This window comes from Pararhizobium sp. IMCC21322 (genome assembly GCF_030758295.1).
GTDB lineage: Bacteria > Pseudomonadota > Alphaproteobacteria > Rhizobiales.
In genome coordinates this window covers 1,579,449-1,601,422 of sequence record NZ_CP132335.1, presented here as the reverse complement: position 1 = coordinate 1,601,422, position 21,974 = coordinate 1,579,449, and the positions used below count along the sequence as shown (strand labels likewise).

At 52.8% G+C, this 21,974-nt stretch carries 20 protein-coding genes; 7 read left to right on the top strand and 13 right to left on the bottom strand.

All coding sequences use genetic code 11. From position 1 onward, the window contains the following. On the bottom strand, positions 1–873 hold the full coding sequence (locus RAL91_RS07740) for a GNAT family N-acetyltransferase (RefSeq protein WP_306261139.1): 873 nt from the start codon (positions 871–873) through the stop codon (positions 1–3). 2 nt (positions 874–875) lie between these two features. Next, on the bottom strand, positions 876–1,772 hold the full coding sequence (locus RAL91_RS07735; RefSeq protein WP_306261138.1) for a DMT family transporter: 897 nt from the start codon (positions 1,770–1,772) through the stop codon (positions 876–878). A gap of 171 nt (positions 1,773–1,943) precedes the next feature. On the opposite strand from RAL91_RS07735, the gene RAL91_RS07730 reads away from it, so the two are divergent. Further along, positions 1,944–2,498, top strand: coding sequence for a hypothetical protein (locus tag RAL91_RS07730; protein WP_306261137.1), 555 nt, complete (start codon positions 1,944–1,946; stop codon positions 2,496–2,498). Positions 2,499–2,584: 86 nt separating this feature from the next. Further along, on the top strand, positions 2,585–4,036 hold the full coding sequence (locus RAL91_RS07725; RefSeq protein WP_306261136.1) for an aldehyde dehydrogenase family protein: 1,452 nt from the start codon (positions 2,585–2,587) through the stop codon (positions 4,034–4,036). 52 nt (positions 4,037–4,088) lie between these two features. Here the strand turns inward: RAL91_RS07725 and RAL91_RS07720 are convergent, their stop codons facing one another. The 9 genes from RAL91_RS07720 to RAL91_RS07680 all read right to left on the bottom strand — a co-directional run bounded on the left by RAL91_RS07720 (position 4,089) and on the right by RAL91_RS07680 (position 13,956). After that, positions 4,089–5,036 (bottom strand): LysR family transcriptional regulator, encoded by a 948-nt coding sequence (locus tag RAL91_RS07720; RefSeq protein ID WP_306261134.1) that lies wholly within the window; start codon positions 5,034–5,036, stop codon positions 4,089–4,091. Between the two features lie 30 nt (positions 5,037–5,066). After that, entirely contained in the window at positions 5,067–6,098 is a 1,032-nt protein-coding gene (locus RAL91_RS07715) for an ABC transporter ATP-binding protein (RefSeq protein ID WP_306261132.1), read from the bottom strand. Further along, positions 6,095–7,087: an ABC transporter ATP-binding protein gene (locus tag RAL91_RS07710; protein WP_306261130.1), complete on the bottom strand. Its 993-nt coding sequence runs from the start codon at positions 7,085–7,087 to the stop codon at positions 6,095–6,097. Before RAL91_RS07710 ends, RAL91_RS07715 begins: the two co-directional genes overlap by 4 nt. Positions 7,088–7,092: 5 nt before the next feature. Continuing rightward, positions 7,093–8,037 (bottom strand): ABC transporter permease, encoded by a 945-nt coding sequence (locus RAL91_RS07705; RefSeq protein WP_306261127.1) that lies wholly within the window; start codon positions 8,035–8,037, stop codon positions 7,093–7,095. Continuing rightward, complete coding sequence (locus RAL91_RS07700; protein ID WP_306261125.1) at positions 8,034–9,014, bottom strand: ABC transporter permease; 981 nt, start codon at positions 9,012–9,014, stop codon at positions 8,034–8,036. Before RAL91_RS07700 ends, RAL91_RS07705 begins: the two co-directional genes overlap by 4 nt. Before the next feature lie 140 nt (positions 9,015–9,154). Then, complete coding sequence (locus RAL91_RS07695; RefSeq protein ID WP_306261123.1) at positions 9,155–10,714, bottom strand: ABC transporter substrate-binding protein; 1,560 nt, start codon at positions 10,712–10,714, stop codon at positions 9,155–9,157. A gap of 300 nt (positions 10,715–11,014) precedes the next feature. Then, positions 11,015–11,794 carry an ATP-binding cassette domain-containing protein gene (locus RAL91_RS07690; RefSeq protein ID WP_306261121.1) on the bottom strand — a complete coding sequence of 260 codons (780 nt, stop codon included), beginning with the start codon at positions 11,792–11,794 and terminating at the stop codon, positions 11,015–11,017. Position 11,795: 1 nt separating this feature from the next. Then, complete coding sequence (locus RAL91_RS07685) at positions 11,796–12,908, bottom strand: ABC transporter permease (RefSeq protein ID WP_306261119.1); 1,113 nt, start codon at positions 12,906–12,908, stop codon at positions 11,796–11,798. A 118-nt stretch (positions 12,909–13,026) separates the two neighbouring features. After that, on the bottom strand, positions 13,027–13,956 hold the full coding sequence (locus tag RAL91_RS07680) for a sugar ABC transporter substrate-binding protein (protein ID WP_306262848.1): 930 nt from the start codon (positions 13,954–13,956) through the stop codon (positions 13,027–13,029). A 217-nt stretch (positions 13,957–14,173) separates the two neighbouring features. On the opposite strand from RAL91_RS07680, the gene RAL91_RS07675 reads away from it, so the two are divergent. Then, a complete protein-coding gene (locus RAL91_RS07675) occupies positions 14,174–15,175 on the top strand; it encodes a LacI family DNA-binding transcriptional regulator (protein ID WP_306261117.1) in 1,002 nt (333 codons plus the stop codon). On the opposite strand, the gene RAL91_RS07670 is transcribed toward RAL91_RS07675, so the two are convergent. Together RAL91_RS07670 and RAL91_RS07665 are read right to left on the bottom strand one after the other, a co-directional pair. Beyond that, positions 15,176–16,069 carry a TIM barrel protein gene (locus tag RAL91_RS07670; RefSeq protein ID WP_306261116.1) on the bottom strand — a complete coding sequence of 298 codons (894 nt, stop codon included), beginning with the start codon at positions 16,067–16,069 and terminating at the stop codon, positions 15,176–15,178. A gap of 32 nt (positions 16,070–16,101) precedes the next feature. Beyond that, a complete protein-coding gene (locus RAL91_RS07665) occupies positions 16,102–17,223 on the bottom strand; it encodes a Gfo/Idh/MocA family protein (protein ID WP_306262846.1) in 1,122 nt (373 codons plus the stop codon). A gap of 162 nt (positions 17,224–17,385) precedes the next feature. Between RAL91_RS07665 and iolD the strand changes: the two genes are divergently transcribed. Genes iolD through RAL91_RS07645 form a run of 4 tightly spaced genes read left to right on the top strand, consistent with a single transcriptional unit; the run spans position 17,386 to position 21,948 of the window. Further along, a complete protein-coding gene (gene iolD / locus RAL91_RS07660; protein ID WP_306261115.1) occupies positions 17,386–19,272 on the top strand; it encodes a 3D-(3,5/4)-trihydroxycyclohexane-1,2-dione acylhydrolase (decyclizing) in 1,887 nt (628 codons plus the stop codon). Next, the gene (gene iolC, locus RAL91_RS07655) at positions 19,272–20,258 is read left to right on the top strand and encodes a 5-dehydro-2-deoxygluconokinase (protein ID WP_306261113.1); all 987 of its coding nucleotides are present in this window, start codon (positions 19,272–19,274) and stop codon (positions 20,256–20,258) included. The genes iolD and iolC overlap by 1 nt, the downstream gene beginning before the upstream one ends. A gap of 17 nt (positions 20,259–20,275) precedes the next feature. Then, positions 20,276–21,118 (top strand): 5-deoxy-glucuronate isomerase, encoded by an 843-nt coding sequence (locus RAL91_RS07650; RefSeq protein WP_306261111.1) that lies wholly within the window; start codon positions 20,276–20,278, stop codon positions 21,116–21,118. After that, entirely contained in the window at positions 21,115–21,948 is an 834-nt protein-coding gene (locus tag RAL91_RS07645; RefSeq protein ID WP_306261109.1) for a class II fructose-bisphosphate aldolase, read from the top strand. The genes RAL91_RS07650 and RAL91_RS07645 overlap by 4 nt, the downstream gene beginning before the upstream one ends. Positions 21,949–21,974 lie beyond the last annotated feature (26 nt).

Sequence of the window (21,974 nt, the reverse complement as noted above, 5' to 3'; positions counted from 1 at the left end):
TCAACCTAGTTCAAAGCTTGCCAATCCGAAGGTGCGACGGGTTTGCGGATCCGGCTTGTCGCCCTTCCACATGCGCGCGGTTTGAAAAACCGGCTGCAGCCCAGCGCTGCGCGCCAGGTCCATGGCGGCCTGATTGCCCTCTGGCACATCAAGCGAAACTTCCGCATCCTGCGGCACAATCATGCATAAAGAGCGAAAGAGGGCAGCCCCTGTCCGATCGTCATCAGCGAAAAGCGGGCCAATTTTATAGCCGTTTCGGCATGTGCGGATCGTCCCAAAACCGGTTAATTTACCGTCCTCAAAAGCAGCGAGACTTTGGCGTGAAGGCGGGAGTGCACCAAGAGTTGACGGGCGCACCCAGCGTGCAATGAAGTCATCCCGTTCTGCCGGAAAAAACGGTTTTTGGTAGTTCAGTATATCAAACTTGTCGATGTGTTCGACAGGCCGGATGTCTGAATGTTCCAGGCTGGGGACATTGCGCTCTGGCACGCCAGTGAAACGAATATTTGTTCCGGCAAACTGAAACCCGCTTCTGGCATAATTCTGTTGCTGCTCAACCACGCCATCAAGTCCGACAATGCGGCCTTTCAGATGCGCCATACCAGCGTTCCAGGTGGAAATTCCAAAACCGGAGCCGCGCCAATCCGGGTGGACAATGTAAAAGCCCAGAAAGCCATGTGTTTTCCCATAGCGTACGACTGAAATGCAAGACACTGGCTTGTCGTTTTTCCACCCCATCAAAAACCCGTCCGGATCGGTCTGGTGGAAGACGCCCAAATCATCCAATCCTGGATTCCAGCCTTCGTCAGCCGCCCAGTTGATTACGGCTGCGAACTCGTTCTCGCTTGCCGGTCTTATCTGAAGATCTGTCATGTCTAGGTTGGCTCTTCAAAGCGCGCTTGCTTTTGCGCCGGCGGTGCAGACTTCCTGAGATTCAGTAAATTGCCGGACAGGATCAAGGCCGCGCCGACAACCGTGTAGACATCGATTGCTTCACTATACACTAGCCAACCCACCAAGGCTGTCAAAGGCACGCGCAGAAAGTCCATGGGAACCACAATGGTCGCATCGGCAAACGTCATAGCGCGCGCCATGCAATAATGGGAAAATGTCCCGCAGATCGAAACCAGAAGAATCCAGCCCCAAAGGTTGTTGGGTATGGGCTGCCAGACAAGCAGTGCCGGTATCAAGCCTATGATGCCCTGGATCACCAGCATCCAGAAAATAATGCGGACAACACTTTCAGTACGCGTCAGGGCTTTTACAAAGATCACCGAGATGCTGAAGCCGACAGCAGCCAACAGCGAGATCAGCTGGCCCGGTTCCACACCATCAGTACTTGGCCTGACAATGATCCAGACGCCGACCAGACCGAGCATCACAGCGGCAATTTTCCAGCTGTTCATTTTCTCGCCGAGAAAGAAAACAGCCAGAAGAGCCGTCCAGATCGGCATGGTGAATTCAATTGAAATCACCTGAGCCAAGGGGATCATCGTGATGGCCACCAACCATCCGAATTGCGCTCCGTAATGCACTGTGTTGCGCCAGATATGACGCCAGGGATGCGCGGTCTTCATCCCTGCAAAACCGCCATTCATTCGCACCAGCGGGTAGAGCAGAAACATGCCAATTATGGCGCGCAACTCCATAACCTGAAATGCGCCGATCTGGCTGACCGCCTCACGCCCCGCGACGGCCATGGTCAGCATGGCTGTCAGCCAGCCAGCCATCCACATTGCAGCTTTTGAATTGGAAGGTTCTACGGTGGTCATTGGAATGTGCTTTTCTGGAAATTCGTCGCCACGAGCGATTCACAACACCCGTTTATAGGCCCACCCCTCAGCGGATGAAAGCCCACTCGATCACGGTGACGTGACAAGAGTTTGTTTGATGCGTTGGCTTCTATTGCGGTTCTATGTCCTGCCACACATGGGAGAACAGATATGCTCAAAACAATCCTTCTGACGGTTGCTCTTGTAGCCCCTTTCCAGGTTTCAGCGCAGGATCGATCAGGGAATGACACGGCCTCGGACTGGCTGGCAAAGCACTACGCCTCTTTCGGTCTGTGGGACAGTGTGTGTGATGAACGTATGGAGGCAGGCGAGCTGCGACAGCGGTGCTACTTGCGTTATGTCGACGTGTTTTCGCCACGCCCGGTATTCATGGCCAGCTTTGTGTTCGCTTACACGCAGGACAAGCAGACACAAATCGAACTCGGCTTTGAACGCGGCGTTCGCTATAGCGAAAACGGGTTTCGTGTCGAACGGCAGGGAGAAAGGGTCTGGAGCGCCGTGGACGGGTGTCTGGATACATCCCCCTGCGCGCTCTCCGGTGCGGCTGCACAAGACATGCTTGATCACATGTCCGGAGGTGATGTGCTTGTTCAGGAGTTTGCTGACCGCAGTGGCCAGACACGCCTGTTGGAATGGGATCTTTCCAGATTTGCAGATGCTGTGAGCGATTATCGCCGGGAAGCTTCTGCACGCAATTTGCTTTAGAGCGTTTCTTGTTCATGCGGGATCGTTCATGAATTCATCAAATTTATTTGCTTTCTCCCCTCCCCCTAAACCTCTAAGCCCACGTGATGGACTTCGACTTTCACCATTATGTGGATGGCTGCTGGGTTACCCCTGAAGCAGCGAAAACACTTGAACTGTGTGATCCGGCAACGGAACTTGTGCGCTGCCGTGTGCCACTTGCCGGTGCTGAAGATGTTGCCAGGGCGGTCGAGGCCGCCCATTCAGCGTTGGCGCGGGGTTGGCTTGAGACATCTGTATCGGAGCGGCTGATCTATCTTCACCGGCTGATTGCCGAAATCGAGAACAGACGTGATCAGTTTGCTCACATCATCTCCCAGGAAATGGGTGCGCCGATTGATTTTTGCAAAGCGCATCAGGTGGAGGCATCACTTGCCCACTTGCGCGGTTTTGTAGACGCAATGACTGTGCAGGGCGCGATCGATACGCCCATTGCAGATGATCCCATGCATCGTGTGCGCTACGAGCCAATGGGTGTTGCCACACTGATTACGCCATGGAACTGGCCATTGAACCAGATTGCGTTGAAGGTTGGTGCCGCGCTGATGGCCGGCTGTACCATGGTTTTGAAACCATCCGAGCTGACGCCGTTAACAGGCCACCTATTTGCGCAATGTATGGAGGCCACGGAGCTGCCTCACGGGGTTTTCAATTTTCTGATCGGGGGAGCGGAAGCCGGTGAACTGTTGACGGCCCATAAACGGGTCTCAGCCATTTCTTTCACCGGCTCGACACGCGCTGGACAATTGGTTGCAGCGGCAGCTTCTATCGGGTTTCGTCGGCTGACCCTGGAACTTGGTGGAAAATCACCCAACCTTTTGTTTGCCGATTGCGACATCGCAACGGCAGTCCGACAAGGGGTTGCGCATTGTTTCCGCAATGCCGGCCAATCCTGTAATGCAGCCTCACTGATGCTGGTAGAGGACGGCATTTACGATGAAGTTGTAACCTCGGCTGCCGATATTGCTGATACTTATCATGCGGATTTGCCTCAAAAATCAGGCCCGCATATGGGCCCGCTGGTCAACCGGGCGCAGTTTGTGCGGGTTCAGAACTTTATCGAAAACGCCATTGAGCAAGGTGCCAGATGCGTCTCCGGCGGAGCAGGCAGACCTGATGGCTTGAACCAGGGCTATTTTGTCCGGCCAACGGTTCTGGTTGATGTCACACCGGATATGAATGTTGCGCGCGAGGAGGTTTTTGGCCCGGTTCTGACCATCATGTCATTTCGTGATCTGGATGATGCGGTCCTGAAAGCCAATCACTCGGCCTATGGGCTTGCGGCCTATATCCAGAGCAGCGATGCGCACATGGCCAATGAGGCCGCTCGCCGTATCAATGCCGGCATGATCCAGGTGAATGGCAACAGCCGGGCATTGGGAGCCCCCTTTGGTGGCACAAAATCATCCGGCCTTGGGCGTGAGGCTGGCATTTGGGGTATCAGAGCGTTTCAGGAATTGAAGTCTATCAGTGGTCTTTCCCTCACGACTGAGGCCTGAACACTATGGTAGACGCCAGACCGGCTGCCGCTATTAAAGCCAAACCACTTATCTATTGCTGTTGAAGCAGGCCCACGCCAGTTTCGCCAGTTTCCACGATTGCTTTCATATCGTTCCAAAGCCTGTTCAAAGTCGGCTTTGTGTTTTCACGGGCGCGATACAGGCGCACTTCCAGTTGGCTGATATAGTTCTCACCACCAACAATCTGAAGCTGCCCGCTCGATAGCTCATTCTTGCACATTTCCCGTGGCAGCCAGCCCATTCCGAAACCTTCCATGATCATCGCCTTCACCGATATCGCCAATGCGTTCTGGTTAACCACCAGGATTTTGGGACCATCGATATTCTGTCGAAGTGTGAAGTCCAGTACGGCACGCAGCGCCGAAGCTGTGCCATAGGACAGCAGGGAAACAGGTTTCTTGTCGTTTCGTTCAAAGCTGTGGATTGGACCGGTTGCGTCTGTTTTGGACACCGGCAAAAAATCATCCCGGGACAAGGTCAGATAGTCACACTTTCCGACCTCCAGCGGTGCCAGATAATCCATCGCGGGATGCCAGTAGGTCAGGATCACATCGCAATAACGCTGTTGCAATGCCGTTACGAATTGATCTGCAGACCAACTCGTGGAGTTCAGATCAATGTCCAAACCTCCCACTTCAACCAGTGGCGCGATGTGGGTCTTGTAATGGGTCATGTAGAGCGACTGGGATGTGGCAAACCGGATGACGTGTTCAGCCGCTGCATCAACCGTCTGACAGCGCTCAAGCGTCTCATGATAGGTCCGCAACATACTGCGCGCCTGCGGCAGAAAGACTTCACCGGCAGACGTCAGCGACAGAGGAAGCGTCTGCCGGTCAATCAGCTTGACACCAACGTCCTCTTCCAATGCGCGGATACGGCGGGAAAATGCTGGCTGGCTGACATTACGTTCTTCTGCCGCACGTGAAAAATTTCTTTGAGCGACCAAAGCTTCAAAGTCTTTCAGCCAGGCTATGTCCAATTTTGCAGTCCGTTCAGCGAATTACGGGATTCAGCTTTCCAACCGATCTTCTTCAACTGCATGACAGGCCACAATGGAACCATCAGTTTGTTGCAGCGGTCTGGGCTGCTCGACCCTACAACGATCATTGGCATATGCACAACGGCTTTCAAATGGGCACCCTTGCGGTAAATTGATCGGCGTTGGGATTTCGCCCTTGAGCCGGATGTGGTTGGGATGATCATCTTTCAGCTGAGGCACAGCCGACAACAAAGCTTTTGTGTAAGGGTGTTTGGGGTTCTCAAACAGCGTGGCGGTATCTGCCAGTTCACAGACGGACCCGAGATAGAGAACCGCAACACGCGTGCCAAAGTGCTGAACCACGCTCAAATCATGAGTGATAAACAGGTAGGTTAGCCCGCGCTGGTTTTTAGCTTCCAGCATCAGGTTGAGAACCTGAGCCTGAATGGACACATCCAACGCAGAAATAGGTTCATCGGCAATAATGAATTCAGGGTCCACAGTTAATGCGCGGGCAATTGCAATGCGTTGGCGCTGACCGCCAGAAAATTCATGCGGATAGCGTTTCGACCAACTGGGATCGACGCCGACCGAGCGCATGACCGTGGCAACCTTTTCCACCACATCGCTTTTGGACAGTTCCGGATTGTGGTAGCGCACAGGTTCTTCAAGCGCCTGCTGAATGGTCATCCGCGGATTGAGTGATGCATAGGGATTTTGAAAAATCATCTGCATCTTCTTGCGCAGAGGCATCATCGCATGGCGTGAGCGATTGTCGATACGCTCACCTTCGTAATGGATTTCACCACCACTTGGTGTCAGCAGACCAGCGATCAAACGGGCAACTGTGGACTTTCCACAGCCACTTTCTCCCACCACGCACAACGCCTCGCCACGTTCCACATTCAGCGTGATATTGTTGACCGCATGAACCTCGCGGCGTTCGCGAACGATCTTCCCGCTTCGGAACTTGATGGTTTCGAGAAAACCACGATCCAGCTCAAAGCGTTTTTCAAGGTTTTTTAGTTCCAGAAGAGGTCGGGCGTGGTTCATATCATTCATGCACTGCGCTCCTCGGATTTGTCGCTGTGCAGGCGACTGACCTCGTGACACGCAACCTTGACATGGGCGTATTGCACGATTTCCGGGACCGTGGTGCGGCAGTGGTCCAAGGCATATTCGCACCGGGGGTTGAAAGCACATCCGTTTGGAATGGCCGTCAGCGATGGCATATTGCCCGGAATTTGCTTAAGCGGACTGCCGGGCTGGGTCTGTTGTGGCAATGCGTTGATCAGGCCCTGCGTATAGGGATGCTGTGGGTCATTGATGATCTCGCGTGTGCGCCCCGCCTCTATGATCCTGCCCGCATACATGACCAAAGTGCGTTCGGTCATCTGGCTGACAACCCCGAGGTCATGGGTGATCAGAATAAGCCCAACCTTGTTTGACTGGCACAGTTCCAACAGCAGTTCCATGATGTCGGCCTGGATCGTGACATCAAGCGCAGTTGTTGGTTCGTCGGCAATAATCAATTGCGGATCCAGCAAGAGTGCGATCGCAATAACAATGCGTTGTCGCATTCCTCCGGATAATTCATGCGGATACTGGTCCAAGCGCTCTTCCGGCGAGGGAATATAGACCTCGCGCAATTTGACGATAGAGATCTGCTCCGCTTCTTTTTGGCTGAGCTTACGATGGGCCCTCAGGGTTTCAACCATCTGTTGTCCGATTGTCAGCACGGGATTGAGCGTGACCATCGGATCTTGAAAGATCATCGCCATCTGATTGCCGCGAATAGAGCGCATCTGAGATTCGGACATTTTAACGATATCGTCGCCTTGGAATAGAATTGTCCCATTGTCGATGAAACCCGGACGACTGAGCAAATTCATCAAGGAAAATCCGGTGATGGATTTACCCGCACCCGACTCCCCCACAATGCCAAGGCGCTCGCCTTTGGCCAGATCGAAACTGATCTGGTTGAGTGCGGTCACCGAACTGTCACGCGTGGCGAATTTAACTGTCAGATCGCGCACTGAAAGCAATGTCATTGCGCTTATCCTTTAAACGATTTGGGGTTCAGAACATCACGCATCCAGTCCCCCAGCAAATTGATGACGAGCACCAGAACCACGAGAACCACACCGGGGATCGCTGTAATCCACCAACTGCCAGAGAAGATGTAATCGAATCCGGAGGAAATCAGTGAGCCCAGTGAAGGTTGGCTTGGCGGCATGCCCAATCCGAGGAACGAAAGCGATGCTTCAGAAATAATTGCGTTAGCCACCTGAACTGTTGAGATCACGAAAATCGGTGACATTGAGTTTGGCAGGATGTGCCGCACCATAATGCGCAGCGGGCCAAACCCCAGAACCCGGGCGCCGTCGACATATTCTTTTTTCTTCTCTGCGAGCACCGTTGCGCGCACCGTTCGCGCATATTGCGGCCATTCGGCCACGCCAATGACCACAATCAGGAAATAGATGGCGTATTGGTTGAATGTCTCCGACCCGAACATGGCTTGCGTGACAGCCAGGAAGATGATCGCAACCATCAAGGTTGAGAAGGACAATTGGATATCTGCCAACCGCATCAACAGACTGTCCAGCCGACCGCCAACATAGCCTGCAATCAGACCGATGGAGATGCCAAGGAAAGCCTGCAAAGCAACTGCACATAGTCCAATCAAAAGCGAAAGCCGTGTGCCATAGAGGATGGTGGACCATAAATCCCGGCCCTGATCATCAGTTCCAAACAGAAAATTCGGATCGGCACCCTCGATCCAGATAGGGGGATATTCGCTGTTCATGATGTCGATCTGCGCTGGATCATATGGATCAAACGGCGCAACCAGCGGTGCAAAAATTGCCATCAGTGCGACAGCAACGAATATGATAAGAGAGACGACTGCAACCGGATTGCGCCGGAAGCTGTACGCCATATTGGAGTCCCACATGCGGACCCAAAGCGAAGGCGGCGGGCTTGTTTCCAAAGTGCTCATGCCCCCATCCTTGCAAGGTTGACCATGGGATTTACCAGCCCATAGATCAGATCAACGATGGTATTCGTAACGACGAAAATGAAGCCGACAACAATCAGGTAGGCCACGATCAGAGGTGTATCGACCCGGTTGACCGCTTCCAGAAACATGAACCCCATACCAGGCCACTGAAACACAGTTTCCGTGAGAATTGTGTAGGCGACCATGGTTCCGATCTGAACGCCGCCAACGGTAATCACGGGCAAGAGTGTGTTTTTGAGTGCATGGACAAAATAGATGCGCCACGGCCAAATGCCCTTGGCTCTGGCGTATTTGACATACTCACTTTGCAGCACTTCCATCATTTCTGATCGGATCAGGCGTATGAACAAGGGCAGCATGATGGAGGCCAGGGCGAGCGATGGAAGGAAGATATGGGACCAGCCATCAAGCGTCGCGAAATTGGTTTCCCAATAGCCAAAGACATGGACCAAATCGCCACGGCCGAATGATGGAAGCCAACCATAGCCAACAGCAAATACATAGATCATCAGAATTGCAGTCAGAAAGACCGGTACCGATATCCCGATAATTGACAGGCCCATGATAACACGGCTGAGGATCGTGTTAGGTCGGATCGCGGTGTAAACGCCCAGCGGCACCGAAAAACCAACGATTATGAAGGTTGCCCCAAGAACCAATTCCATAGTGGCTGGAAGCTTCTTCAAAATGACATCAAGCGCCGGTTCCTTGAAAAAATAACTGGTGCCCAAATCGCCCTGAAGCGCTTTGCCGAGAAAGCGGGTGTATTGTGTCAGAAAACCATCGTTCAGGCCTAATTCCTCGCGCAGCTCCTGCCGCACTTCTTCAGAGACTGACTGCCCGAGCAATTCGCGCAGTGGATCTCCGAGATTATCCTGAATAGCGAAGCCAATGAGTGAGATAACGAACATCACGGCAACGGCCTGGAAAACACGTTTTACGAGGTAGGCAAGCATACTCTCTTAACCTGTTATCGCACTTGTCGTTGCCTCTTCGTTGTGTTGCGAAGAATGCCGGTGAAAAGCGGTGGTTGCAAATGGCCTTCCAGGGCGAGCGATTATGGCTCGTCCTGGAAGATGATCAAACTAACTGAGACTTACTTATCGACAACCAGGTCGCCAAAGTATGGGAAGTTCAGTGCGTTCACGATTTTCTCAGCGTGGATGCCTTCGCGGGCGCCCCAAGCCAGATTCTGCCAATGCAGCGGAATAAATGCCGCTTCGTCATACAGAATTCCTTCCAGCTTCTGCAGCATTTCCCCACGCTTAGCGACGTCGGTTTCGCTGTTGGAAGCATTCATCAATGCGTCAGCTTCTGCGTTGCAATAGGCACCGGAATTATACTGGCCATTGCCTGAAGCGTCATCCTTGCAAGCAGACAGGAACTGATGGAAATTCGCACTATCTTCGGTATCTGCATGCCAACCAATCATCATCATGTCAGCTGCCCGCTCGTCGTATTTTGGCCAGTACTGGGCCTTCGGCATCGTTTGCAGATCAACTTTGATGTTGATTTTCGACAGCATCGACGCAACTGCCTGAGCAATCTTGTCATCGTTCACATAGCGGTTGTTTGGGGCCATCATGGTGATCGAGAAGCCATCTTCGTATCCGGCTTCCTTCATCAGGGACTGAGCCATTTCCACATCGAAACGCGGGGTCAGCTCAGCATTGTAACCCAGATAACCAGCAGGACTGGCCTGTGCTCCAACAGTACCAAAGCCGCGCATGATGCGATCAACGATACCAGCATTATTTACTGCATAGTCGATTGCTTTACGTACGCGTGCATCCTTGAACGCCTCTACGCGATCCTGGTTCATCTGGAATGTGATGATCCGGGTGCCGGGCATAGTGATCAGGTTTGTGCCGGCATTTTCTTCGACACGCTTCAGATCGGTTGGTGGAACCGGAGCGATGAAATCAACATCACCGGCAAGAAGTGCTGCAACCCGCGTAGGATCTTCCTTAATCGGGGTCAGAACAATTTTGTCCACATTGCCTTCAGATGCCGTATCCCAATAATCGGCGAAGCGATCGAAAACAACTTTCACGCCTTGTTCCCGCTCGGAAACCACATATGGGCCCGTGCCAGACACGTTACGCGAAGCAAAGCTGTCTCCGTGTTTCACCAGTTCGGCCTTGTCTTTGCCGTCTGCTGTTGTTCCTGAATAGAACTTGCTGTCCATCGGGAAAATGTAAGTCGCAGTGTGCAGAACCAGTGGATATGGTTCGGATGTGACAAGATCAATGGTCAGGTCGTCAATGATGTTAACAGCGGTGAACAGGCTGAAGATACCTTTGAAATCATCGCTTTCTTTCAACCGGTCAAATGTCCATTTGACATCAGTTGCGGTCAATTCGTTGCCGGAATGAAATTTAACACCGTCACGCAGCTTGAACCGTGTGGTGGTCGCATCAATCTGCTCCCAGCTTTCGGCAATGCGTGCTTCAAATTCCAGATCCTGAGTCCAGCGCACCAATGGATCAAATACCATGTGTGACAACTGAAGAGTCCCCCCGGAAAGCTGCTCATGTGGATCCAGTGAAACAGGGTCGGCATCATAGGCCACATTGACTGTGGTCTGAGCCTGAACAGCAGTTGCAAATGCGAGAGACATCACGCAAATCGCAACCGTGCGGATAATATTTTTCATCTTTCTCTCCTTCTAGGAAGTCAAATACCGACCTCCAGATTTAGTCAGCCTCAATTAACGCACTGTTTGATCACACGAGCCAATGCAAAATTCAAATTGCCCATGCAAATCATGAATGATGTGGCATAACTTGGTCTTCATAGTGGTCGAAGCGTGGCCAAAATACGAGCGTTTAGTATCAATGTCGAACCAATGATGGCCCGTTCGGCGCGTCCATCCGCACTGTAAAACCTGTCTGACAAAGCAAAGAGGCCCGAACCAATCTGGTCCGGGCCTCTTTTACAATGTCGAGAATTCAGCTTAAACAGTGCCGCCCAGAGATCCTTCAAGGGTTGCCAGTTCCTGCCCGCCAGCCATCAGATCCTGTAGCTCTTCAGGTGTGATTTCACCTTTCAGTGCCGTTCCCAATGTCTTGCCCCGATTCAACACAGTGAACCGGTCACCCACAGCCATGGCATGGCGTACATTGTGGGTGATGAAAACAACGGCAATGCCACTTTTGCGCACCTTGTCGATGGTCGCCAGAACATTGGACGTCTGGCGCACACCAAGAGCTGATGTCGGCTCATCCAGGATCAGAACCTTGGCGCCGAAATGGACCGCTCTGGCGATTGCGACTGTCTGGCGTTCCCCGCCGGACAGTGTTCCCACCGCCTGATCGGGACCACGCAGATTAATGCCCATCGTCTTCATTTCAGTCATAGTCACTTCATTGGCATATTCGTGATCAAAGACAGAAACGCCGAACTTTTTCTTCGTGGGCTCATTGCCCATGAAAAAGTTGCGGCTGACAGACATGAGCGGGATCATCGCCAGATCTTGATACACGGTTGCAATGCCAGCTGTGATCGCATCCCGAGGCTCGGCGAAAGACAAAGGTTTACCTTCGAAATAAATCTCGCCCTTGGTTGGCTTATGAACGCCGGACATGGTTTTGATGAAAGTGGATTTACCGGCACCATTATCGCCCAGAAGGCAATGGCATTCGGCGGGATTCACTTCCAGGGTCACTCCGGCCAGCGCGATCACACTGCCAAAGTGCTTTTCGATGTTGCTCATTCGAATGATTGGATCAGCCATCTTATCGCTCCCCTGTAATCATGCGACGAATATAGGTGTTCAAAATCACCGCCATCAAAAGAATGACTCCGAGGAACACCCGGAACAGCGAACTTTCAACACCGGCAAAGAACAGTCCCTGCTGGACGACGCCAAAGATTAGCGCCCCGAGAGCGGCACCAATAACCGAGCCATAACCGCCGGTAAGCAATGCACCACCGATCACCACTGCAATGATGGCCTCAAACTCTTTCAGCAAACCGCGATCCGCGCCAGCCGAGCCAAATTCCATGACCTGACAGGTTGCAAATACCGTGGCACAGAATGCCGTGAACATGAACATCAGGATTTTCACCTTGTTGACAGGGACACCGACATAACGCGCGGCCTGAGCATCGCCACCTGAAGCGAAAATCCAGTTACCGAAGCGGGTGCGGGTTAGAAGGAAATGCCCGAAAGCGACCAGAACAAGCGCCCAGACGATCAGCATCGGGATGCCATCTACAACCGGCTGACCTGCACGATTTCCTCGTTCGAAAACAGCAATCAGACCTGCTTCCCCCATCCACTGGAAAATTGGTCCGCCAATTTTTCCGCCGAATACCGGTGCAAGCCAATCACCTTCTGCCACATCGCGAATACCGCCAATAATGGTTTTGCGCTCAACAGTCTGAGGAAGGAAGATGGTGAAGCCACGCAGGATGAACAGAAACGCCAGCGTGACAATAAAACTTGGCAGTCCTGTTCGCACGACGATGTACCCATTCAGCCCGCCGATTGCGACGCACAGCACGAAGGTCACCAGAATGGCCATCCAGACCGGCCAACCCAGTGTAACACTGAATATGGCAATCATCATGCCGGCAAAGCCGATCATGGAACCGACACTGAGATCGAACTCACCGGCGATCATCAGCAGACATGCGCCAACGGCGATAATCATGAATTGCGCGGATACGATAGACCAGTTCAACACGCCCTGGCTGTTGAACATTCCGCTATCGTGAGCGAATAGAATGAAGAATGTAAAGACGGCAATTGCTCCAACAATTCCGCCTAATTCGGGCCGGATAAGCGATTTTCGGAAACCTGAAATTTCCTTGATACGCTCGTCACCTTGCGCAGCGTCTGACATTTTATGTGTCCCTAATATGAATAGGGGCCAAAACCCTTGAGCCCGACCCTAATTGGAAACTGAACAGAAAAAGCTGCGGCACCCCCAAATTCTGGGAGCGCCGCCGAAGAAAGGGGTTCTAGCGGTATTCGCCAGCCCATTTTTCAACTTGTGCCAAAGCGTCTTTTGTGACGAAGCCAGGACCAGAGTTGATGTTGTTGCCCGGCAATACACCGTAGCGGTCATAGTTTGTGAGGATCACAACCGGCAGATAGGCCTGCAGGAATGGCTGTTGATCGATGCCCCACTGGATGATGCCGTCTTTGATGCCTTTCACGATCTCGGTTCCAAGATCGAATGTACCAAAGTAGATATCACCGGCCAGACCCATTTCCTGCAGAGCAAGAATGGTTGGGTCAGCAGATGTTGGTCCAAGTGTCAGAACCGCATCTGTATCAGGATTGGCTGTCAGATAGGCTTGAACACGATTTTTGATTTCAGACGGATCCTGTCCGCTATCGATCATCTGGCTGCCAAGATCAACACCCAAACCATCAGCAAAGCCGCGGCAACGTTCTGCCACAACAGTGTTGGAAATGACGTGGTTCACGCAAACGAATGAGCCAATTCCGTCGCCCTTGGCGCGAATACCGGCCGCAAGGCCCGCATCATATTCAGGCTGGCCAACAAACATCAAAGCACCAACTTCGCGTGTTTGCTCAGGTGTGCCTGAATTCATGATGATAACGTTGATGCCCTGATCAACAGCTGCTCTGATCGGTCCGCTCAGCACATCAAAATCAGCCAGCGTTGTGATGATGCCATCAGGGCCAGATGCCGCGGCCTGCTCGAGGATGCGGGCCATATCGGCCAGATCGCCAGTTGGTGGATTACGGTATTCGACTTCCACACCCATCTGCTCACCGGCAAGTGCGATGCCGTTTTTGATGGTGTTCCACCAGCTATCGGAATCCGGTGCGTGGCTGACAAGAATGTATTTTTCGCCTTCCGCCTGAGCGGTGGTGGCGAATCCTGTCACTGCAACAGCGGCTCCAAGAACGGCGCCCATCAGGTGTTTTGTAATTCTTTTCACTTTGGTTCCTCCCAAAAAATTCAAACAGATCTTACCGGGTCAGATAAGCATCTCCCGCCTTCAGGTAATCACGGAATTTTAGTTTTTGCAACCGGTTGCAAAAAAAATGTTTGGACTTTCTGACTAAGCACTGGAAACATTGGTGATATTAGCGTGCAACCGCAAACAACCAGAATGAGAGACGCAGCATAAAATGGTGGTAACCCTGAAAGATGTGGCAGAGCGCGCAGGCGTCTCCCGCTCTGCTGTTTCGCGGACCTATACAGAAGGGGCAAGTGTCTCTGAAAAGACCCGCAAAAAAGTGGAAAAAGCTTCCCGTGAGTTGGGCTATAGTCCAAGCCTGATCGCCCGGAGCCTGGCAACAAACCGCACCAAACTTATTGGTCTGGTGGCCAATAATTTTCAGAACCCAATTTTCTTGGAGGTGTTTGATCTCTACACACGTGCCCTTCAAGAGCGGGGGTTGCGTCCCCTCCTCGTCAATCTGACCAATGAAACCAATCCGGAACACTCGGTTCAGATGCTGCGGCAATACAATGTGGACGGTGTAATTGTTGCCACATCAACGCTGCAACCCCGATTCTCGCGCGCTTTCAAAAATGCCAATATGCCTGTGGTTCATGCCTTTGGCCGATTTGAACAAGGCTCACCTGTACACGTTGTTGGCATTGATAATCTGGCCTGTGGACGCATGGCCGCAGATACGCTGATGCGACACGGCTACAAGAAGATTGCATTTCTCGGTGGGCCGCAAATGGCGACATCCACCCAGGACAGAGCCAGCGGTTTCCTCAGCCAGTTGAAAGCTTCGAATATCGAAATTGCAGACGTCGTTTATGCGACGGCCTATAATTATGATGCCGGTCAGGAAGCCATGCTGGAATTGTTGGGAAATCAACAGGTCGAAGCAATTTTTTGCGGGGATGATCTGATCTGTATGGGGGCCATGGATGCTGCCCGCAATAACGGGCTCTCGATCCCGGGTGATATAGGGTTTCTGGGCTTCAATGACATGCATATGTCGGCCTGGTCGGCCTATAATCTATCGACCATTCGCCAACCAACACCTGATATTATTTTAAGTTCGATCGAACTGGTTGTTTCGCTGGTTGATGATCCGGGACGCGCCATGGAGACACGGATTTTTCCGTGCTCCGTGGTTGAACGCGGCACATTGAAGCCGCTTAAGTCCTGATCATTTGAAGCCAATGGATTCCAGATAGGTGCGGTTGGCGATGGCGTCGTTAATGGGTGACGTATCGCCTTCAGGATCACAATCCTGCTCGACGGTGCACCAGCCTTCATAGCCGCTGTCGAGCAGCAATTGGCGGACTGCCGGGAAATCGGTTTCGCCATCTCCCAAATTGCAGAAAATGCCCTGCCCGCAAGCGTCGTAGAAATTGATCCTGTTGGCCACTACATTTGCCTTCACCTTCGGATCAATGTCCTTGAAATGCACATAGGTGATACGGTCCATGTGGCGTTTCATGAAGGCTACGGGATCAAACCCCGCATAGTGGCTGTGGCCAGTGTCGAGACAGATTTTCAGCAAATCTGCATCAATATCCTGCAGGAGGCGCTCAACTTCGGGCTCGAAATCCATGAAGCCACCAGCATGAGGATGGATGCTGACATCAAGGCCGTATTCCTGCGTTCCCAATTTGCAGATGTCCTCAAAGCGGGACGCATATTCCGCCCATTCCGCTTGATCCATCTGTTCAGCCTCCGCAGGCCGACCAGCGGTTGGCGCGCGGCGCGGGGAGATGGAATCGATCAAAACAAGGTGCTTTGCGCCATGGGCAACCAGAGATTTACAAGTGCGTACCGCACCGTCCATCACATCCTCCCACTTGTCCTTGTCATGAAAGGCGCGGAATACAACGCCGCCAATCAAGGTCAGTTCCCGTTGCCCCAAAGCATCCGCCAGTTCCGACGGATCTTCCGGCAAAAAGCCGACAGGGCCCAGTTCAATGCCTTTGTAACCGGCGGATTTGCAATCGTCCAAAACTGATTGCCAGGCCGGATTGCGCGGATCATCTGCAAACTCGACACCCCATGAACAGGGTGCATTTCCAATTCGTATCGTCACTGAAGTCTCTTTCTTATACCTGAAGTGTTGTCTTAAAATTCGTTGATTGATACCCAACGGCGGTCGTCTGAGGAAGCCCAGGCCGCCTCGATAATCTGGTTGACCTGCATGCCATCGCGGAAGTCGGGCCAGATGCTGGACCCGGCTTCAATGGCTTTCAGGAAATCATGGGCCTCGATGATGATCTGATCCTGATAGCCTGTGCCATGGCCGGGGCCCTGACAGAACGGCAGATAATCAGGATGCTCCGGACCTGCGAGGATTTTGGTAAAGCCCTGACGGTCTGATGCAGCGTCTCCCTTGTAGAGCCATAGCGCATTCTGATCTTCCTGATCGAAGCGGATCGAACCCTTTGTGCCAAATATTTCGTAGGCGTAGCCCATTTTTCGCCCGGTCGCGACGCGGCTGAAATACAGCATCCCCATGGCCCCGTTTTCAAAGCGGCACATGAACTGGCCATGATCGTCGTTTGTAACGGTCTCCTCGCCTTTTCCATCTGCGGCGGGGCGGGTTTTGTGGACGGTTTCAATGTCGGCACACAAGCTTGTCATGGGGCCGGCCAAGGCCAGCGCTCCGTTGATCATGTGCGGTGCCAGATCGCCCATGGTTCCGTTTGAGCGGCCCTGCGTGCGCCAGGTGCCGGGCATATCTGGATCACAGAAAAAGTCTTCCGTATGTTCGCCACGGAAATAGGTGATCGCGCCAATTTCACCGGAAGCAATAATGTTACGGGCCAATTGCGAGGCGGGCGTGCGGATATAATTGAAGCCGACCATATTGGGCAGTCCGCTCTCTTCCGCAGCCTTCACCATCAGGCGGCTGTCGGCCAGACTGGCCCCTAACGGTTTTTCGCAGAAAACCGGTTTTCCAAGATCAAAGGCTGCCAGCGCAATTTCACGATGGGTTTCCTGTGGCGAGGCGATGACGATGGCTTCCACCGCCGGATCGTTGACCAGCGTCTTCCAGTCTGCCGTCGCTCGGTTAAACCCGAACGCCTTCGCCTTCTGCTCTGCACCAGCCTGGGACGTTGTGCAGATCATTTCGCAAACCGGTCTCAAGCTGGTTTCAAAAACGGATCCAACAGCCTGCATAGCCACAGAATGCGCTTTGCCCATATATCCGCCACCAACAATGCCAATTCCGATATTTCTCATAGCCAAGATCATTTCCATCGATTATTTTTGCAACCGGTTGCAAAAAATCTAAACTCTAATTAGGATCGCCCGTCAAGAACCGAATTGCAGTTTGCGCCCAAATGCGCTTTGCATCAATTTCTGACAATAAAATTTGCAAGAAGACAAGGCGAGGGAAAACGGATGTCGGTGCCCACAAAGACAATCAGACTAACCATGGCGCAAGCCATTATTCGATATCTTGCCAATCAATATGTTGAAATTGATGGCGAGCGGGTGCGCTTGTGCGCCGGTGGCTTTGGTATTTTCGGCCATGGCAATGTTACGTGCCTTGGTGAGGCTCTGTATCAGCACCGCGAAGAGTTACCGCTTTACCGGGGACAGAATGAGCAATCCATGGCCATGGCCGCTGTCGCTTATGCAAAACAGAAATTGCGCCAGCGTTTCATGTTTGCCACCAGCTCTGCCGGGCCAGGCACCACCAACATTTTAACTGCTGCCGGTATTGCTCATACAAACAGGCTGCCCTTGCTGCTGCTGTGTGGCGATACCTTCATTACGCGGTTGCCCGATCCTGTTTTGCAACAGGTGGAGCATTTCAACAATCCGACAATCTCGGTAAATGACGCCTTTAAATGCGTGTCGCGCTACTGGGATCGGATCACGCATCCTGCTCAGATTATCCAGTCCCTGCCCGCTGCCATCAACACGCTGATTGATCCGGCAGATTGCGGACCAGCCTTTCTGGGGCTGCCGCAGGATGTGCAGGGCTGGGCTTATGATTACCCGGAAACCTTCTTTGCGGAAAAGACCCACTGTATGCGCCGGGTTACACCGGATGAGCGGGAAATCTCTGACGCCGTTGATGTCCTCAAATCTGCAAAACGTCCGTTGATCATCGCCGGTGGCGGTGTGCAATATTCCGGAGCAGAAGCGGAACTGACCGCATTGGCGGAAAAGCATAATATCCCCGTGGTTGAAACCATTGCCGGGCGTGCAAACCTGTTGTTCGACCATGCGCTCAATTGCGGCCCGATTGGTGTAACCGGTTCCAACTCAGCCAACACTTTGGCGGAACAGGCCGATGTGGTTTTTGCCGTCGGCACAAGATTGCAGGATTTCACCACCGGTTCGTGGACCGTGTTTTCGCATGACGCGAAAATCGTGTCGCTGAATGTGGCCCGGCACGATGCCAGCAAGCACCTTTCAACACCTGTTGTTGGTGATGCGCGCAAAGGGCTGGCGCTGCTGAATGATGCTCTGGGCGACTACCGCACCGATAAGAGCTGGAGTGATCTGGCAGCCAGCGAGCGCACCGCATGGAATGCCTATGTGGATGACAATATCGACCCAACTGACAAGGCCGGAAACAATCGGCCTGCTTCCTATGCGCAAGTTATTGGCAAGGTGAACGAACTTTGCGACCCGAATGACCGTGTTGTGGCAGCTGCCGGTGGCCTGCCAGCAGAAGTGACAGCCAATTGGCGCACGAAAAGCATCGGCTCTGTCGATGTGGAATTCGGCTTTTCCTGCATGGGTTACGAAATTGCCGGCGGTTGGGGCGCACGTATTGCCCAAGCCGAAAAGCAGAAAGATCAGGACACAATCGTCTTTACCGGCGACGGGTCCTATCTGATGCTCAACTCCGATATTTACTCGTCGGTTTTGACGGGCATGAAAATGATTGTTCTGGTGTGTGACAATGGTGGTTTTGCAGTTATCAACAAGCTGCAGAAAAACACAGGAAACCAATCATTTAACAATCTGATTGAGGACTGTAATCTGGCAGTTGAGCCGTTTGCGGTCGACTTTGAGGCGCATGCCAAATCCATGGGTGCAGCAGGCGAAACTGTCCATTCCATTGCCGAACTGGGCGAAGCGTTTGGCCGGGCGAAAGCTTCCAGCAAAACCTATGTAATCTGCATTCAGGTCGACGCCCATGATGGCTGGACACAGGAAGGCCATTCCTGGTGGGAGGTCGGCACACCCTCAGTTTCGGAAGACCCATCAGTGTTGAAGGCTCATGAAGATTGGGAATCCGATCGCGGTCGTCAGAGAAAAGGCGTGTGATGAATTTGCTGAATCAAATCAGACAAAACAAATTTGTCATTATTGGTCGGGCTGGAATTGATTTCTATGCTGATCCGCCGGGAACCAAGACAGAAGAAGCCACACAATTCTTCTCCTGCCTTGGCGGCTCATCGGCGAATATTGGTGTTGCCATCGTCAAGCTGGGTGGACAGGCTTCGCTGGTCACCTGTGTGTCTGATGATGCGCTGGGCCGGCTTGCGGTGAATGAACTGGCCAAATACGGCATTGATGCCAGCCACGTTCGGTCTGTCAGCGGCGAAGTGCGCACATCACTGGCCGTGGTGGAAACACGGATTGAAGACCATCAATCTGTAATCTATCGCAACAATGCCGCAGATTTTCAAATGAATGATGCTGATATCGACCGAGTTGATTTCAGCGCATTCGGCGCGCTGATTACAACCGGAACCGTCCTGGCAGCGCAACCTTCACGGGATGCAACGCTGAAAGCTTTTCAAGCTGCGAAAGACGCAGGCGTACCCATAATCTTTGACGTCGATTACCGGCCCTATTCCTGGACATCCGGTGAAGAAGCCGCAAGCGTCTATTCCAAGGCCGCAGAATATTGCGATATCATAATTGGCAATGATGACGAATTTGGCGTCATGGCCGGGCGCAAGGCCGACGGTTTTCCGCTTGCACAGAAACTTGCGCAGAAGCCTGGCCGGATAATTGTCTACAAAAAAGGCGAATTCGGATCGACCACCTTTTACGACGGACGGTCTTTTGACACAGGAATTTTCCGTGTCGAAGCGTTAAAACCAACCGGCGCGGGCGATTCCTTTCTTGGTGCCTTCATCGCTTCACTTGCAGGCGGACAATCCGTGGAAGACAGCGTTGCGCGCGGCTCGGCGGCTGCCGCAATCGTTGTCTCGCGTGTCGGCTGCGCCCCTGCCATGCCCACTCCGGATGAGCTGAACAGTTTCATCAAAACCCATTCCGGGCTCAGCCCGGTTCATGCCTGATCACAAGGACCACCACGATGCACATTCCACCGTTTGACAATCAGAATAAACCCATCGTGGATATTGACGATTCCAGTGTACCGCTCAACTACTTCAACATTGTCAAACTGACCAAGGGTCAGGCTTTCAGCTATGCAGTCCCCGGGTACGAGACCTGTATTGCACCGGCCACCGGCAGCGTGAATGTGGATGTTGAAGGCGAAACCTACGATTCCATCGGCAACCGAACGGTTGATGTCTGGGATGGAGAGCCGGAAGGCGTCTATGTGCCAACCGGCGCAAAGGCTACATTTGAATGCCTCACCGATACGGCAGAAGTGTTTATTGCCGGCGCACGCTATGACAAAGTGCTTGATCCGTTTGCTGTGCGCACTGCTGACATCGACAAGGTTCAATACGGCTCTGACGAGACCAAGACACATCGCAAGATCAAGCACATTCTTGGCACCAAATATCATGACAAGGTTGGCCGTCTTCTGGTCTCCGAATTGTTCACTGTCGGACAGGGTGGCTGGTCAGGTTTTCCGCCGCATAAACACGACACGGATCGCCTGCCGGATGAAACCCGCCATGATGAGACCTACAATTTCAGGTTCCGCCCCAATCATGGCTTTGGCATGCAGTTGGTGCAGCGCGAGGATGGCAAGGTCGGCGATGCGTATCATCTGGTAGACGGGTCTACGATCACGCTGGAAAAAGGTTATCACCCCTGTGTCACCGGGCCTGGCTACGAGATGTATTATTTCACCATTTTGGGCGGTCTTTCGCAGCGCTCTCTGGTCCAGTATTTCCAGCCGGACCATGCCTACCAGATTGAAACCATTCCAGGCATCAAGGACATGATCGCGAAATTCAAATGACCATCGCGACGCTTACCGATGTCCTGCAACCGGCCATGGCGAACGGATACGCCATTGGCGGGCTTGTGGTTCTGGGCTGGGAAGATGCGAAAGCCTATGTGGAGGCCGCGGAAGAAACCGGAATGCCGGTCATTCTTCAGGCCGGGCCTGGCTGCCGCGCTTATACGCCGATGCCAATTTTGGGAAAAATGTTTCGGCATCTGGCAGAACAGGCCAGCATTCCGGTGGTGTGTCATCTGGACCATGGTTATAAGCGCGAAGAGTGTTTTGAAGCAATCGACTGCGGTTTTACATCCGTGATGTTTGATGGTTCAAAACTGCCGCTTTCGGAGAATATTGATAAAACCGCAAGCATTGCTGAAAAGGCGCATGCTGCTGGCGTTTCTCTTGAGGGCGAAGTTGGCTATGTCGGCTATGCTGACGGCCCGGCATCTGCAGGCACAACGCCTGAGGAAGCGGAACGGTTTGACCGGGAAAGCGGCGCCGATGCAATGGCAATTTCCATCGGCAATGTCCATCTTCAAACCGAAAAGAGTGCTGGAATTGATTTTGCAGCATTGCGTGCCATTGAAGCGGTCACCCGCTTGCCATTGGTTCTGCATGGCGGCAGTGGGATTCCAACTGACATCCGCCGCAAACTGGCTTCAGAATCGCGCGTTTCAAAGTTCAATATTGGCACTGAACTGCGCATGGCCTTTGGCTCTGCGTTACGCGAAACCCTGGCAGCCAACCCGGACAGCTATGACCGCGTTGCGCTGCTCAAACCAACCATTGCTCCCGTAAGGCAGGTTGCTGCAAAAGTTCTGACAGGGATCGGACCGCTGAGCTAGAGCTTTTTTACGTATAAATTTGTTGC